16 protein-coding genes and 1 pseudogene are annotated in these 14,260 nt (G+C 74.8%); 7 read left to right on the top strand and 10 right to left on the bottom strand.

Annotation, left to right across the window (positions count from 1 at the left end):
* Positions 1-227: 227 nt before the first annotated feature.
* Positions 228-1,073: an SMP-30/gluconolactonase/LRE family protein gene (locus tag ABD990_RS31095; RefSeq protein ID WP_345384363.1), complete on the top strand. Its 846-nt coding sequence runs from the start codon at positions 228-230 to the stop codon at positions 1,071-1,073.
* 3 nt (positions 1,074-1,076) lie between these two features.
* Here the strand turns inward: ABD990_RS31095 and ABD990_RS31100 are convergent, their stop codons facing one another.
* A complete protein-coding gene (locus ABD990_RS31100; RefSeq protein ID WP_345384364.1) occupies positions 1,077-1,898 on the bottom strand; it encodes a methyltransferase domain-containing protein in 822 nt (273 codons plus the stop codon).
* Positions 1,899-2,116: 218 nt separating this feature from the next.
* On the opposite strand from ABD990_RS31100, the gene ABD990_RS31105 reads away from it, so the two are divergent.
* Complete coding sequence (locus ABD990_RS31105; RefSeq protein WP_345384365.1) at positions 2,117-2,296, top strand: hypothetical protein; 180 nt, start codon at positions 2,117-2,119, stop codon at positions 2,294-2,296.
* Between the two features lie 15 nt (positions 2,297-2,311).
* Here the strand turns inward: ABD990_RS31105 and ABD990_RS31110 are convergent, their stop codons facing one another.
* A complete protein-coding gene (locus tag ABD990_RS31110) occupies positions 2,312-2,974 on the bottom strand; it encodes a mycothiol-dependent nitroreductase Rv2466c family protein (protein ID WP_425569697.1) in 663 nt (220 codons plus the stop codon).
* 117 nt (positions 2,975-3,091) lie between these two features.
* On the opposite strand from ABD990_RS31110, the gene ABD990_RS31115 reads away from it, so the two are divergent.
* Positions 3,092-3,541: a DUF2795 domain-containing protein gene (locus tag ABD990_RS31115; protein ID WP_345384367.1), complete on the top strand. Its 450-nt coding sequence runs from the start codon at positions 3,092-3,094 to the stop codon at positions 3,539-3,541.
* An 87-nt stretch (positions 3,542-3,628) separates the two neighbouring features.
* Entirely contained in the window at positions 3,629-4,741 is a 1,113-nt protein-coding gene (locus ABD990_RS31120) for a glycosyltransferase family 4 protein (protein ID WP_345384368.1), read from the top strand.
* A 38-nt stretch (positions 4,742-4,779) separates the two neighbouring features.
* On the opposite strand, the gene ABD990_RS31125 is transcribed toward ABD990_RS31120, so the two are convergent.
* Together ABD990_RS31125 and ABD990_RS31130 are read right to left on the bottom strand one after the other, a co-directional pair.
* On the bottom strand, positions 4,780-5,427 hold the full coding sequence (locus ABD990_RS31125; protein WP_345384369.1) for an alpha/beta fold hydrolase: 648 nt from the start codon (positions 5,425-5,427) through the stop codon (positions 4,780-4,782).
* 7 nt (positions 5,428-5,434) lie between these two features.
* Positions 5,435-6,241, bottom strand: a complete 807-nt coding sequence (locus ABD990_RS31130) for an SDR family oxidoreductase (RefSeq protein ID WP_345384370.1) — start codon at positions 6,239-6,241, stop codon at positions 5,435-5,437.
* 163 nt (positions 6,242-6,404) lie between these two features.
* On the opposite strand from ABD990_RS31130, the pseudogene gvpJ reads away from it, so the two are divergent.
* Positions 6,405-6,689, top strand: a pseudogene (gene gvpJ / locus ABD990_RS31135) (gas vesicle protein GvpJ); the annotation flags it as partial.
* 30 nt (positions 6,690-6,719) lie between these two features.
* Here the strand turns inward: gvpJ and ABD990_RS31140 are convergent.
* The 5 genes from ABD990_RS31140 to ABD990_RS31160 all read right to left on the bottom strand — a co-directional run bounded on the left by ABD990_RS31140 (position 6,720) and on the right by ABD990_RS31160 (position 11,295).
* Positions 6,720-7,643, bottom strand: a complete 924-nt coding sequence (locus ABD990_RS31140; protein WP_345384371.1) for an O-methyltransferase — start codon at positions 7,641-7,643, stop codon at positions 6,720-6,722.
* Between the two features lie 73 nt (positions 7,644-7,716).
* Positions 7,717-8,214, bottom strand: coding sequence for an efflux RND transporter periplasmic adaptor subunit (locus tag ABD990_RS31145; RefSeq protein WP_345384432.1), 498 nt, complete (start codon positions 8,212-8,214; stop codon positions 7,717-7,719).
* The gene (locus ABD990_RS31150) at positions 8,205-9,380 is read right to left on the bottom strand and encodes an HlyD family secretion protein (RefSeq protein WP_345384372.1); all 1,176 of its coding nucleotides are present in this window, start codon (positions 9,378-9,380) and stop codon (positions 8,205-8,207) included. Before ABD990_RS31150 ends, ABD990_RS31145 begins: the two co-directional genes overlap by 10 nt.
* A gap of 29 nt (positions 9,381-9,409) precedes the next feature.
* Entirely contained in the window at positions 9,410-10,630 is a 1,221-nt protein-coding gene (locus ABD990_RS31155) for an ABC transporter permease (RefSeq protein WP_345384373.1), read from the bottom strand.
* The gene (locus ABD990_RS31160; protein WP_345384374.1) at positions 10,627-11,295 is read right to left on the bottom strand and encodes an ABC transporter ATP-binding protein; all 669 of its coding nucleotides are present in this window, start codon (positions 11,293-11,295) and stop codon (positions 10,627-10,629) included. Before ABD990_RS31160 ends, ABD990_RS31155 begins: the two co-directional genes overlap by 4 nt.
* A 172-nt stretch (positions 11,296-11,467) precedes the next feature.
* Here ABD990_RS31160 and ABD990_RS31165 point away from each other — a divergent pair, with 172 nt between their 5' ends.
* Together ABD990_RS31165 and ABD990_RS31170 are read left to right on the top strand one after the other, a co-directional pair.
* On the top strand, positions 11,468-13,063 hold the full coding sequence (locus tag ABD990_RS31165) for an FAD-dependent monooxygenase (RefSeq protein WP_345384375.1): 1,596 nt from the start codon (positions 11,468-11,470) through the stop codon (positions 13,061-13,063).
* Between the two features lie 115 nt (positions 13,064-13,178).
* On the top strand, positions 13,179-13,496 hold the full coding sequence (locus ABD990_RS31170; protein ID WP_345384376.1) for a hypothetical protein: 318 nt from the start codon (positions 13,179-13,181) through the stop codon (positions 13,494-13,496).
* 45 nt (positions 13,497-13,541) lie between these two features.
* Here ABD990_RS31170 and ABD990_RS31175 read toward each other — a convergent pair whose 3' ends face one another.
* Complete coding sequence (locus tag ABD990_RS31175; protein ID WP_345384377.1) at positions 13,542-14,126, bottom strand: dihydrofolate reductase family protein; 585 nt, start codon at positions 14,124-14,126, stop codon at positions 13,542-13,544.
* Positions 14,127-14,260 lie beyond the last annotated feature (134 nt).

Raw genomic sequence — 14,260 nt, forward strand, 5'->3', positions numbered from 1 at the left:
CCACCGGGAAGCTGGCCCACTACAAGATCCCGCGCTACGTGCTGGTGGTCGACGAGTTCCCGATGACGGTGACCGGCAAGGTCCGCAAGGTGGAGATGCGGGAGAAGTCGGTGGACCTCCTCGACCTGCACGACGCGGCGTCCGTCCGCAACGCCTGACGCCCCGTCGTGCGTGCCGACAGTCGCTTTGGCCACTATCGGCACGCACAGGGACGAGGGAGGCGCTGCATGCGGGAACTGACGGCGGAGCCGGTCACGGGGCCGGTGGCCCACCACGGCGAGGGCCCGGTCTGGCATCCCTCGTGGGCCGGGGTGCGGTGGGTGGACATGCTCGCCGGTGACATCCTCGAGCTCGCCGGCGGCGAGGTCCGGCGCACGCACGTCGGCGACGTGGCCGCCGCCTTCCGCCCGCGCCGCGGTGGCGGGGTCGTCCTCGCCGCCGAGCGCAACCTCCTCCTGCTCGACGACGACCTCCGCTGCGAGCGCGACCTCGGTCCGGTGTGGAGCGACCCCGGCGTCCGGTTCAACGACGGCGGCTGCACCCCGGACGGCGCCTTCTGGTGCGGCACCATGGCTTACGACGAGCGCCCCGGCGCCGGCACCCTCTTCCGGCTCGGCCCGGACCTCGCCGTGGAGCCGGTCCTCGCCGGCGTCACCGTCTCCAACGGGTTCTGCCCGGACCCGACGGGCACGCGGGTCTACTACATCGACACCCCTACCGGGCGGATCGACGTGTTCGACCTCGACGCCGGCCCCACGGCCCGGCGGCCGTTCGCCGGGGTCACCGGCGGCCACCCCGACGGGCTCACGGTCGACGCGGAGGGCGGCGTGTGGGTCGCGCTGTGGGAGGGCTCCGCGGTGCACCGCTACACACCCGACGGCCGGCTCGACGCCCGCGTCCCGCTGCCGGTCTCCCGGGTCACGGCCTGCACGTTCGGCGGCCCGGGCCTCGACACGCTCTACGTGACCACCTCCGCCGAGGGCGCGGACCGCGGGGCGGAGCCGCTGGCCGGGGCGCTGTTCGCCCTCACGCCCGGGGTGCGCGGGCTGCCGGTGCTCGAGTTCGCCGGCTGACGGTCAGCCGACCCGGCCGGTGAACAGGTAGTAGCCGATCGCGGCGAAGAGCCGGTCGGTGCGGTGCAGCTCGTCGATCGTCGCGACCCAGCGCTCGGTCGCCCGCTCGTCGATCACCCCGACCGCCCCGGCGGAGCGGCCGACGCCGGTGAAGTACTGCGCCGCGAGGTCCGGGTCGAACACGACCATCCGGCTCGCGATCTCCATGTCCCGCACGCCCAGGTCGAGGAGGTGTCCGCGCAGGTCGCGGGCCAGCAGCCCGTGCACCACGGCGGTGTCGCACTCGTGCGCCAGCACCGCCCGGGCCAGCCCCTTGTCCGGCACGTTCACGGTGTTGGTGTCGAAGTCCGGCGCGATGACCGCGATCGCTCCGCCCGGCCGGGTCACGCGCACCATCTCGCGCAGCGCGCGCCACGGGTCGTCGAGGTAGATCAGGACGCGCTCGACGCGGGTGACGTCGAAGGAGGCGTCGGCGAAGGGCAGGTGCTGCGCGTCCGCCCGCAGCAGCTCGACCGGCACCCCCGCGGCGGCCGCCCGGCGCCGGCCCTCGGCGACGAAGTCCGCGCTGAGGTCGACGCCGGTGACCGCGCCGCCCGGCTGCACGAGCCGGGCGAGCCGGAGGGTCTCGAGCCCGAACCCGCACCCGACGTCCAGCACCCGGCGGCCCGGCCCGGTCCCGGTGCGCTCGATCGCGAGGGACTTGAGCTCCCGCAGCAGCGGGAGCCGGTCGAAGGCCTCGAGCGCCGCGACGTAGGTCGCCGGCAGCGCGGCGTGGTCGAGGTCGGTGAAGTCGTGGAGCGCGATGTCGGGATCGGTCGTGCTCACGGGCCCTCCCTCCGCGGACCGGCGGAGGGGGCCGCACGGGCTGGCTCGCGCGGCCCCGGCACCGCGTTACCGGCCGCGGCTCCGGCCCGTCGGTCGTCATCGATTGACTCTCGATAGATATGCAGTGATACTCGCTCACTGTTGATCGACCGTCGAGAGGCGGTCCGTGTCGCGGTGGGGTGGACACGGCCCGTCGAGACAGCCGCGAAGGAGACCTCGTGAGGAACCTTCTGCCCGTCGTCGTCGCCGTCCTGGGCCCCGTCCTCGCGGCCGCGCTCGGTGGCGCCGCCGTCGTGCACGGCGAGGCCGACGACTCCCCGGGCCTGCAGCTCATCGGCGTCGCGCTCGTCGTCGGCGCGATCCTGCTGGGCGTGCGGATGCTCCGGCGCGCGAGATAGGTGGGGAAGGTGAGGTCAGCGCTTGAGGCGGTGGCTCCCGGCGTGCCAGTCCTCCTCCAGCCCGACCTCGCCCGGCCGCACGCCGAAGGAGGGCAGCTGCGGCCGCTCCCGCAGGCTGCGCTTGAGCTCGGCGAACCCCGGGAACCCGGCGAGCGCCACGACGTGGTCCCACAGCCGGACCGCGTCCTCCTCGGCCGGCAGCCTGCTGATGACGGGGCCGAACAACGCGGTCCCCTCCGGCGGGGCGAAGTGCAGGATCGGGGTGCCGACGTCCTTGCCGGTCAGGGTGAGCGCCTCGTCCGTCTCGGCGCGGACCACCTCGTCGAGCTCCGCGTCGTCCAGAGTGGTGACGAGCCGGGCCGGCAGCCCGACCGTCGCGAGCGCCTCCGCCGCGATCGCGCGCGTGCGTGAGGCGCCCTCGCCCGGCTGCTCGGTCCGTTCGTAGAGCAGCTCGCCCAGCGCCTCGTACAGCGGCCCGACGGCCTCGGGCCCGTGCTCCTCGCGCACCCGGGCCGCCAGCCGCAGCAGCCGCAGCCCGGCGGTGTGTCCCGCCTCGTAGCCCGCCGGGAAGTGGGCCTCGTAGTCGACGTGTGCGTTGAGCAGGCGCAGCGAGACGAACCGCCACTCGACCCCGTACCGGCGTCGGCGCTGGACGGTACGGACCCACTTGCTGGTCATCCACGCGAACGGGCAGGCCGGGTCGAAGTAGAACCGGAGATCCGTCACGTGCCCACCGTACGTGCGGTCCGCGCCGATCGTGGGCGTGAGCCCGCGCGCGACGGGTACGCCTCCGACATGGCGTTCCAGGTGACCGAGGTGCAGAAGGCGCTCAAGGGCGCGGACTACCCGATGGACGGCGGCGAGCTGGCGAAGCTGGCCGAGAAGAACGGCGCGGACAAGGAGCTCGTCGAGTCCCTCCGCGGGCTCCGCCAGGTCGACGGGCCGAACACGGTGATGGCCGAGCTGAAGGGCGAGCTCGGCGGCTCGACCCCGGGCGGCAACTCGAAGGACGAGAAGCAGTACAAGGACGTCGAGGGCCCGGCCTTCCAGGTCAACGAGGTGCAGAAGTACCTCAAGGGTGCCGACTACCCGGCCGACGGCGGGCAGCTCGCCGAGCTGGCGTCGAAGAACGGCGCGCCGGACGACCTGGTGGAGACCCTGAAGGGGCTGCGCGAGGTCGACGGGCCCAACACGGTGATGAAGGAGATCAAGAGCCACCTCGGGGGCAAGCCGGACGGCGCGTGACGCGCCGCCCGGCGCTGACCGGCCGTCCCCTCCGGAACCGATCACCGCGGGCGTTTATCCCGTCGATCAGGGGATAGGCGGGCGCCCGTGGTGGCCGTCGTGCAGGTGCTGGACTCGCTCGATCCGGGCGGGGCGGAACGGCACGTCGTCGACCTGGCCTGCGCGCTCGCGCGGCGCGGGCACCGGGTGGACGTCGCCGCCTCGGCCGCCGGGCCACTGGCCGCCGAGCTGCGGCGCGCGGGAGTGCGGTGGCACGTGGTCGCACCCGAGCGGGTCACGCGGCGCCCGTGCCCGCAGTTCGCCGACGGGCTGGCCGAGCTGCTCGGCCAGGTCCGTCCGGACGTCGTCCACGCCCACATGCACGCCGCCACGCTCGCGGCCGCCCGGGCCGTCCCGCGGGGCACCGCGCTCGTCGTCACCGAACACACCGAGGCGCCGTGGCGGACCGCGGCCGACCGCGCCCACGCCCGCACGGCCCTGCGGAGGGCAGGACTCGTGCTGGCCGTCTCGCGGCCCGTCGCCGCGCGACTGTCCGAGCAGTACCGGCTGCCGGAGGGCGCGGTCCGGGTCGTGGTCCCGGCCGTGACCCACGGCCCGTCGCACGGGGCCGCGCCGCCGTCCTGGCGGGGCAGGCCCGTGATCGGTCGGGTGTGCCGGCTGCAGCCCGACAAGGGCGTCGACGTGTTCCTGCAGGCCGCCGCGCTGCTGGCGCCCCGCCTGCCCACCGCCCTCTTCCCGGTGATCGGCGAGGGGCCCGCCGCCGAGCGGCTGCACGGCCTCGCCCGGTGGCTCGGCCTGGACGGCCGGGTGCTCTGGCTGGGCTACCGGCCCGACGCGCGGACGCTGCTGACGTGGATGGACGTCCTGGCCGTGACCTCCTGGACCGAGGGCGACCCGATGGTGGTGCTGGAGGCCTTCACCGCCGGGGTCCCGGTGGTCGGCGCGGCCGTCGGCGGCGTCCCGGACCAGGTGCGGTCGGGCCGCAACGGGCTGCTCGTCCCGCCCGGCGACGCGGCGTCGCTCGCCCGGGCCCTGCACGCCGTCGTCACCCGGCCGGTGCTCGGCAGGCGGCTGCGCGAGGGCGCCCTCCGCCGGGCGGCCGCCCTGTCCTTCGACGCCATGGTCGACGCCGTCGAGGAGACCTACCGGGACGTGCTCGCCCCGCTCGGCGCCGCGCGGGCCGCCCGGGCCGGAGCCTGACGGCGGGTGCGCGAGCCCCGTGCGGGCCGGGCCCGATCTCAGCCGAGGCCCCGGAGGACCGGGGCGAGCAGCTCCGGGTGGGTCAGCGGCACCATGTGCCCGCCCGCGGGCAGGGTGAACGCCCGTCCCCTCGGCGCCGTGCGCGCGAGGTGCTCGGTCCACCCGGCGGGCGCGATCCGGTCGCGCTTACCCCGGACGACGAGCACGGGGCAGCGCGTCGCCGCGAGCGCGGGCTCGATCCGGTGCCGCCGGGCCGCGTCCAGCGCGCGGGCCATCCCGCCGAGTCCGGTCCGCAGGTAGTCCCGCACGAGCAGCGGGGCCTGGGCGGGCCATTCGTGCGCGGCCGTCCGCAGCCACCGCTCCACCAGGCGCGGCCACGTGCACCCGGAGGGATCGGTCGTCGGGCCGACGAGGACCACCGCCGCCGGCGGGCGCCGCGCCCGGGCCGCCGCCTCGGTCACGATCTGGCAGCTCGCCGAGTGCCCCAGCAGGACCCGGCCGGCGAGGTCGGCCGCCTCCAGGACCCGGCAGGCCTGGGCCGTGGGGTCGAGCGGGGTGCCGCGGGGCGCCCGCCTGCCGAAGCCGGGCACCGTGACGACGTCCGCCCCGGCCCCCAGCACGGAGAGGGTCGGACCCCAGCTCGCCCCGGAGAGGCCGAGCCCGGGCACGAGGACGAAGGGAAACATGGGCCGGTCAGCCGCGCCGCCAGTCGTCCGAGGGCAGGTGGGAGCCCGCCATCGGGCCCATCTGCAGCATCCCGCCGTCGACCACCCACGAGGCGCCGGTGACGTAGGACGCGGCGGGCGAGGCGAGGAACGCGATCACGTCGGCGATCTCCCACGCGTGCCCGGGCCGGCCGAGCGGCACCCCGGGCCGGTCGGCCTGCGTCGGGTCCTCGTCCTCCTGCCCGGTCATCGGCGTCGCGATCTCGCCGGGCGCCACCGCGTTCACCGTGATGCCGTGCCCGGCGAGCTCGATCGCCGCGGTCCTGGTCAGTAGCCCGAGGCCACCCTTCGCCGCGCAGTACGGCGCCGCGCCGACCCGGGGCGCGTGCTCGTGCACGCTGGTGATGTTCACGATCCGCCCGCCCCGGCCCGCGTCGACCATCCGCCTGGCCGCGCGCTGCAGGCAGAGGAAGGCGCCGTCGAGGTCGGTCGAGATCACCTCGCGCCACTGGTCGAAGCCCAGCTCCAGCAGCGGCGTCGCGGTCCCGGTGCCCGAGCCGTTGACCAGCACGTCCACGCCCCCGAGGGCCTCGGCCAGCTCGTCGACGACGTCCGCGGCCCCGGGCAGCTCGGTCAGGTCCAGCCGGCGGACCTCGGCCCGCCGCCCCAGCTCACGGACCTCCTGCGCGGTGTTCTCGGCGCCCTTCTCGTCCTCGTGCCAGGTGATGCCCACGTCGCAGCCGGCCTTCGCCAGCGCGACGGCGGTGGCCCGCCCGATGCCCGAGTCGGAGCCGGTGACGATGGCGGTACGGGGGAAGTCGTGGGGAGTCTGCATACGGTCGAGATGCCCGCCCTGCGCGGACTCACGCCCCGCGCGGCGATCCGGCCCGCTCGCCCGGGCGGCCGCCCGCGATCACCCGCGCGGCCCAACTTCCCCTCGTCACGCGTCCCGCGTCACCGGACCGGGTATCTGATCTCGTCGACGGAGGGAGGACACGGTGACGGTGGCGACGACGGGTGGCGGTCACGTCCAGCGTTCGGGCGGAGGCGGCTCCAGCGGGCTGGCCGACGTCGTCGAGCTGATCCTGGACAAGGGGCTCGTGATCGACGTGTTCGTCCGCGTGTCCATCGTGGGCATCGAGCTCCTCACGATCGACGCCCGCGTGGTCGTGGCCAGTGTGGACACCTTCCTGCGGTTCGCCGAGGCCACCAACCGGCTCGACCTCTACAGCAGCGAGAAGCGCGGCACCGACCTCCCCGAGATCCTGCAGAAGACCACCGAGAAGGCGATGCGCTGAGGCCCGCAGGGGGCGTCAGCCGCCGCGGTACTCCGACTCGAGGACCAGGTCCTTGACCAGCGACTGGTACTCGACGTGCGCGGGGTGCTCGGTCGTGTGCCACAGGCCGCCCTCGTGCTCGGCCATGTAGGCGCGGTAGGCCGGGGCGCCGGGGACCAGCACGTTGTCCGCCACGACGACGGAGCCAGGGTGCAGCCAGCCGGACTCGAGGACCAGCTCGAGATCGGCGAGGTAGCGGTCCTTGTCGTGGTCGAGGAACACGAGATCGAGCGACCCGGGCGAAAAGCCGTGGTCGTCCCGCAGGCGCTGCAGCGTCCCGCCGCCGTCGCCGAGCGACCCGACGACCACCGTCACGCGGTCGGCGACCCCTGCGTGGGCGATGACGCGACGCGCGATGTCGGCGTTCGCCGCGTTGAACTCCACCGAGTACAGATGTGCGTCGGACGGTGTGGCCCGGGTCATCCTGAGCGCGCTGTAGCCGCAGTAGGTGCCCAGCTCCAGGATGCGATGTGGGTGGGCGGCCGCCACCGCCCGCTCGAGGATCGGCCCCTTCTCGTCGCCGACGGCGGCGAGGATCCGGCCGGTGCGGCAGAACTCGTCGGCGGTGCGGATCGCGTCGTCGACGTCGCCGGGCCGGGCATGGGCGACGAGGTACCGGGCGAAGGCCTCCTCCCTGCCGTCCCCGATCTGACCCGTCCTCGCGAAGTGCCTGATCCCCACCAGCAGCCGGAGGAACGACCAGCGCAGGAAGGGCACCGGCCTGCCCGTCAGCTCGTTCGCGACGATGGCCCCGCCGAGAGCGACCGCCACACAGGAGAGCGGCCGCGGGACGCCGGTCCGCCGGGCGGGACCCGGGCCGAGGAGCGCCGTGCCGCCCGCGACCAGGGCGCCCCCGGCGAGCAGCCCCGGCCACCGGCGGAGTCGCGCGACGGCGTCCACGTGGCCTCCCGGGGTCGGCGGTTGCCTCGTGCGTCTCGCAGCGATCTCGCTTCCCGTTAGCCGGGCCGGCGCGTCAGTTGCCGCGTGGGCCACCGCCGCCGTTCGCCGTCGCCTCGACGGTGGCCTGCGGCAGCAGCACCTGCTGGCCCTCGTCGAGCCCGGCGCGGACCTCGGTGAACCGGTCGCCGACCAGGCCGGGGGTGAACTCGCGGGTGACGGGCCGGCCGTCCGAGCCCGGCAGCGAGACGACCGACCTCCCGTTCTCCTGCCGGACCGCGGCGGCGGGCACGCGGAGGACGTCGGCGACGGTGCGGGTCAGCACGTCCGCCTGCGCGGTCTGGCCGTCCTTCAGCTGCGGGTCGACCTGGGTGAGCACGATCGTCGCGTAGTAGCTGACCACCCCGGAGATCTGGTCCGCGGTCGGCGCGACGGCCACCACCGTGCCCGGCGAGGTCAGGTCCGGCACCGCGTCCACGGTCACGTCGACCCGCTGGTTCGGCTGCACCTGCGCCGCGTCGCTCTCCTCGAACGGGACGACGAGCTGGAAGGTCTGCAGGTCGTTCAGGGTGATGAAGGCGCCGTTCCCGGCGGGGTCGGCGGCGGCAGCGGCGTCGGTCGTCCCCCGGCGGCCACCGGGATCCGGGCGTCCGTGCCGGGGGCCAGCGGGGTCGCGCCGCCGGCCGCGGCGACGAAGTCCCCGACCGCGCCGTTGATCGCGGACACGGTGCCGGCGACCGGGGCGCGCAGCACGGTGTCCTCCACGGCCCGCCGGGCGTCGGCGACGCTGTTCTCGGCGTCGCGGACCACGGCCTCCTGCACGTCGATGTCGGCGGGGGCGTCGTTGCCGGCACTGTCGAGCCGGCTCTGGGCGTCCGAGACGGCACTCTCGGCGTTGGCGATGTTCACGCGGCCGGCTGCGCGGTCGGTGTCGCGCTGGTGTTCGGCGGCGTCGAGGGCGGTGCGGGACTGGATGACGGCGCCCTTGGCGGTCTGCACGGCCTGCTTGTCGGTGGGGATGGCGGTGCAGGCGGGGTTGGTACCGGTGCTGGTACCGGCGCCGGTGGGGGACGAGTTCGTGTTCGCGTTCGACAGGCCGGTGAGCAAGCCCGTTCCCTCCGAGCTGCCCTCCGTCGCCGGCCGCGCCGTGGGCGCCGGCGTAGTGGGCGTCGTCGAGCCGCTCCGGCACGCCTTCTGGTCCTTCTCCAGCTGCCGCTTCGCCAGCTCCAGCTGCTTCTCGTCGAAGGCGAGCTGCACCCTGGCCCGGTCGATCGCGGAGGCGTCCGCGGCGTCCGTGGCGGCGACCTGTCCGCGGGTGGCGTCGAGGATCTCCCGGGCGGAGTCGAGCGCCGCCTGCGCCGCCTCGACCGAGTTCCCGCCGGTCAGCTTGCCGAGCGAGGCCTGCTGCTGGTCCAGCTGCGCCTGCGCGGAGGCGAGCCGGGAGCGGGCGGCGGCGTCGTCCAGCCGGGCGAGCGGCTGGCCGGCCTGCACGGCGTCGCCCACCTTCACGAACAGCTCCGCGATCTGCCCGCGGTCGGCGAACCCGAGGTTCTGCTGCGTGATCGACACGAGGGTGCCCGAGGCCGAGACGGCGGTGGACACCGTGCCCCGGTCGACGACGGCGGTCGGCGCCGTCGTTGTGTCCCCGGTGCAGGCCGCGGCCAGGGCGAGCAGTCCGGCCAGCCCGGCGGCGCGCAGCGCGCGGGCCCGGGTCGTCTTCGCTGCGGTCCGTGCGCTCACGGTGGGAATCACTCCCCGGGTCGTCGGGATCATTGGTGCCGGAGGGCGTCGATGGGCCGCATCCGGGCCGCGCGGTTGGCGGGGTAGCCGCCGGCGACCAGCCCGATGAGCAGGCTCACGGTGAAGGCGAGCACCACGGAGCCCACCGACACGGCCGGGGCGGGGAAGTCGGTGACGAGCCGGGGCAGCACGATCCCGGCCGCCACGGACAGGCCGATGCCGAGCAGGATGCCGAGCACCCCCCCGACCCCGGTGAGGATCATCGACTCGATCAGGAACTGCTGGAGGATCGCGCGGCGGCGGGCGCCGATGGCCTTGCGGATGCCGATCTCGCGGGTCCGCTCCGTGACCGTGACCAGCATGATGTTGGCGACGCCGATGCTGCCCACGACCAGCGAGATCCCGGCGACCGCGGCCACGAAGATCGTGACGAAGGACAGCACCTGCGAGGACTGGTCTAGCAGGCTCTGCAGCGCGGTCACGGTGAAGTCCCGCTCGCCCGGGTCCCGGATCGCGTGCCGCTGGTCCAGGATCGCCGAGGCCTGCTGCACGGCCTGCGGCACCGCGTCGGTCGAGACCGCGCGCAGCGTGATCGAGTCGACGACGTCGCCGCCGCCGAGCAGGTAGCTGCGGGCGGTGCCGAGGGGCATGACCGCCACGTCGTCCTGCTGGCCGTTGGCCTTGAGCACGCCGATCACGCGGAAGGTCGTGCGGCCGATCCGGACGTCCTTGCCCAGGGCCTCGCCCGCCTGGCCGGCGAACAGCGTGGCCACGGGGTTCGGCCCGAGCACCACGACCTTGGCCTTGTTGCGGGCCTGCTGCTCGTCGAAGAAGGAGCCGACGACGAGCTCGCGGTTGGCGACGTCGAGGTGGTCGGCCTGGGTCCCGAGGATCGACGACCGGTGCTGCCCGTCGCCGGTCACCTGCAGCAGTGCGCTGCCGTTCACCGACGGGGTCACGGACGCGACCGCGGGCGCGCGGCCCGTGTCGGCGAGCGCGTCGACGTCCGCGTCGGTGAGGTCGCGGGCGGCCCTGTTCCCGCTGATCGCGCCCTGGGTCTTGGTGATCTGGATCTGGTTGGCCAGTGGGCCGAAGGCGTCGGCGACGAAGCGCTGCAGGCCGTTGCCGAACGCCACCAGCACGATCACCGCGGCGACGCCGATGATGATCCCGAGCATCGTCAGGACCGACCGCAGCTTGTTGGTACGCAGCCCGCGCGCCGCGATCCGGGCGGCCTCCCCGAGGTTCACCGCCGCTCGTCCCCCACGATGTGGCCGTCGCGCAGGGTGACGACGCGCGTGGCGAACTCGGCGACCTCGGGCTCGTGCGTGATCAGCACGATCGTCCGGCCCGCCTCGTTGAGCTCCACGAACAGGTTCATGACGTCGACCGTCGAGGCCGTGTCGAGGTTCCCCGTCGGCTCGTCGGCGAGGATCATCGTCGGGTCCGTGACCAGGGCGCGGGCGACGGCGACGCGCTGCTGCTGGCCGCCGGACAGCTCGTTGGGCTGGTGGTTCCCCCGCTCGGCGAGCCCCACCCGGGCGAGTGCGCGGCGGGCGCGGGTGCGGCGGTCCTTCGTGCCGGCGTACACCATCGGCAGCTCGACGTTGCGGATCGCCGAGGTCCGCGGCAGCAGGTTGAACGACTGGAAGACGAAGCCGATCTTGCGGTTGCGGATGTCGGCGAGCCGGTTGTCCGACAGCCGGCCCACGTCGATCCCGTCGAGCCGGTAGGTGCCCGAGGTCGGGACGTCGAGGCAGCCGAGGATGTTCATCATCGTCGACTTGCCGGACCCGGACGGTCCCATGATCGCGACGAGGTCGCCGTCGTCGATCCGCAGGCTCACGTCGTCGAGCGCCCGCAGCACGATGTCACCGGTCCGGTAGACCTTGGACACGTGCTCCAGCTCGATCATCGTCCCCCCGCCGTGGTCCCCCCGAACCACCCGTTCGGCCCAACGACCGGACGCGCGTTCGGTGATCACCCGGTCCGGCGAACCGGGCCGAGCCCTTCCCGCGACGGCCGCTGATCGGTAGCGTCCGGGCCCGCTCCCCCGAGTGATCGATCGACACACAAGGGGGAGAGCCATGCCGGAGGAGAGTTCCGTCGACGTCCTCGTGGTCGGTGCCGGCCCGGTCGGCCTGACCGCCGCGCTCGAGCTGCGCCGCCGCGGCGTCGACGTCCGGGTCGTCGACAGGCTCGTCGAGCCACCGCAGTACGCAAAGGCCGTCGGCATCCAGCCGCGCACGCTCGAGCTGTGGGAGGCCGCGGGTGTCCTGCGCCCCGCGCTCGACGCCGGGATCGAGATGCGCGGCCAGATCGTGCTGCGCGACGGCGAGCAGGTGGCCCGGGTGGACATGGACGTGCCGCCGGACGTGCCCTTCGCCTTCCTGGCGCTGCCGCAGTACGAGACCGAACGCCTGCTCGCCGAGGCCCTGGCCGGGTACGGCACCCGGGCCGAGCGCGGCGTCGAGCTGCTCTCCTTCACCCAGGACGACGAGGGCGTGACGGCCGAGCTGTCCGGCGGCGAGCGGGTGCGGGCGAAGTACCTCGTGGGCGCGGACGGCGCGCACAGCGCGGTCCGCAAGGGCCTGGGGCTGTCCTTCGAGGGCGGCGCGTTCGCCGAGGAGTACATGCTCGGCGACGTCGAGGTGGACTGGTCGCTGCCGCGCGGCTACGCCCTGCGCGCCACCCGCGGCGACGACATCCTGGTCGCCATCCCGCTCCCCGGCGGCCGGCGTTACCGGATGTCCATGCTGGTCCCGCCCGACCTGGCCACTCCTGCCACCGGGGAGGTCGCGCACGGCTTCGAGGCGGGCCGCCGGCCGGAGCTCCACCACATCCAGGCCGTCCTCGACCGGCTCGCGCCCGAGCCGTGCACCGCGTCGACCCTGCGCTGGTCGTCGGTCTTCCGGATCAGCCACCGCATCGTCGACGCCTACGGACGCGGCCGGGTGTTCGTCGCCGGCGACGCCGCGCACATCCACCCGCCGACGGGTGCCCAGGGCATGAACACCGGCATCCAGGACGCCGTCGGCCTGGCCTGGCGGCTGGCCCTCGCCGTCGACGGCGTCGCCGCGCCCGGCCTGCTGGCCACGTACGACGCGGAGCGACGGCCGGTGGGTGAGGAGGTCGTCGGGCGGACCGTGCGGCACGCGACCAGCGGTGGGATCCAGATCGACCGGGACGACCCGTGGACGACGGTCCGCCGCGAGGCACAGCTACTGGTCGGCTACCGCGGCAGCCCGGCCGTGTCCCCGGCCGACCCCGGCCTCCCGGTCGACGCGCCGCAGCCGGGCGACCGGGTGCCCGACGCCCGCGGGCTGGTCCGCGGCGGCGTGCGCTTCCCGGTGCGGCTGCTGCCCGAACTCGCGGGCCCCGGCCACACGCTCCTGCTGTACGCCGACACCGTCGAGGGCGCCGCAGGCTTCGACAAGCTCGCCGCCGCCGCGGCCGAGCTCGCCCACGGCCGGCTCCGTGCGGTCGCCGTGCTCGCCCCCGGTGCCGAGGCCCCGCCCCTGCGGACACCGGTGCTGCGTGACGGATCCGGCGAGGTCCGGGCCCACCTGCGCGCCTCGGACGGCGAGGCGTTCGTCGTCCGCCCGGACGGCTACCTGGGCCACCGCGGCCCGGCGTCCGACGTCGCCGGCGTCGGCGGTTACCTGCGGCGGGTGTTCGCCTGAGCGAGCGTGCAGAGCGGGCATCGGCGCTGATCGCACCCGCCCGTTCGGGCGTGGTCGGGCGCCGCCGCGCCGCGTTGAATGGTGGGGACGCGCCGTTCGAGGGGAGCGAGGCACCGTGGGCAGGACGGACGAGCTGGTGGTCACCGACAGGCGGCCGGTCGTGGACGGCACCGTCCTCTCCTCGGCGCGGCTGCGGGCGGAGGTCCGCGAGCAGCTGGCGGCGGAGCGCGACGGCCGCGACGAAGAGGTCGCCCGGGCCCGGGTCGAGCTCCGCGAGAGCCTCGAGCGGCTGGACTCCGGCCTGCAGGCGCTGCGCGCCCGGCTGGCGGAGAAGGCGCAGCACGCCGCGAAGATCGCGGGTGGGGTGGTCGCGGTGGGGGCCGCGCTCACCGGCGCCGCGGTCGTGGCGTGGAAGCGGTCGGCGCCGGAGTGAGCCGGAACCGGTAGCGCGACGGCAGCTGGTGGCCGGGTGCGGTGGTCAGTCCGCCTCGGTCGCGCGGTGCACCCGGTAGCGGAGGTGGACGACGTCCCCGCCGTCGAGCCGGCGGACGAGCTCCAACTCGGTGCGGCGGCCGCCGAGGTTGTCGAACAGCCTCCGCCCCTCGCCGAGCAGGACCTGCACCAGGTGGATCTCCATCTCGTCCAGGAGCCCGGCACGCAGCAGCGACTGCGCTGCGCCGGCCCCGTGGACCAGGACGGCTCTGTCGTCGGCCGCCGCACGGGCCTCGCGCACGCACTCGTGGGGGTCGGTCACGAACCGCGTGTGACCGGGCGGCACGTCCCCGTCGTCGACGTGGTGCGTGAGGACGAGGACGGGCACGCCGTCGTGGTGGTCGCCCTGCCAGCGGCCGGCGAGCTCGAAGGTCCGGCGGCCCGAGATCACCGCGCCGGTCTCCATGGCCTCCCGGAAGACCTGGCCGTTCGGGCCCTCGGAGTCGCGGTCGTCGAGCCAGTTGAACAGCCGACCCCCGCCGCGGCCGAGTTCCTGCCCGGTCCGGTCGTCCGGACCGGCGATGAAGCCGTCGAGCGACATCGACATGTACAGCCTGATCGGACCGGACATCGTGGTCTCCCGTCTCGCTCGTCGGTGGGCGGTGGAACCGCCCGCCGAGCCGTGGTACGTGACGAAGGACCCTCGCCGGCCTGTGGACTCATCGATGGGCTCGTCGCGTCTCATCCACCGCTCCCCCGATCTGA

It is taken from the genome of Pseudonocardia yuanmonensis (genome assembly GCF_039542425.1).
In the GTDB taxonomy this organism is placed as follows: domain Bacteria; phylum Actinomycetota; class Actinomycetes; order Mycobacteriales; family Pseudonocardiaceae; genus Pseudonocardia; species Pseudonocardia yuanmonensis.

Coding starts and splice junctions, on each gene's coding strand:
- ABD990_RS31095 (WP_345384363.1), top strand. CDS start 228: ATGCGGGAACTGACGGCGGAGCCGGTCACGGGGCCGGTGGCCCACCAC.
- ABD990_RS31110 (WP_425569697.1), bottom strand. CDS start 2,974: ATGACCAGCAAGTGGGTCCGTACCGTCCAGCGCCGACGCCGGTACGGG.
- ABD990_RS31115 (WP_345384367.1), top strand. CDS start 3,092: ATGGCGTTCCAGGTGACCGAGGTGCAGAAGGCGCTCAAGGGCGCGGAC.
- ABD990_RS31125 (WP_345384369.1), bottom strand. CDS start 5,427: ATGTTTCCCTTCGTCCTCGTGCCCGGGCTCGGCCTCTCCGGGGCGAGC.
- ABD990_RS31130 (WP_345384370.1), bottom strand. CDS start 6,241: ATGCAGACTCCCCACGACTTCCCCCGTACCGCCATCGTCACCGGCTCC.
- ABD990_RS31160 (WP_345384374.1), bottom strand. CDS start 11,295: ATGATCGAGCTGGAGCACGTGTCCAAGGTCTACCGGACCGGTGACATC.
- ABD990_RS31165 (WP_345384375.1), top strand. CDS start 11,468: ATGCCGGAGGAGAGTTCCGTCGACGTCCTCGTGGTCGGTGCCGGCCCG.
- ABD990_RS31175 (WP_345384377.1), bottom strand. CDS start 14,126: ATGTCCGGTCCGATCAGGCTGTACATGTCGATGTCGCTCGACGGCTTC.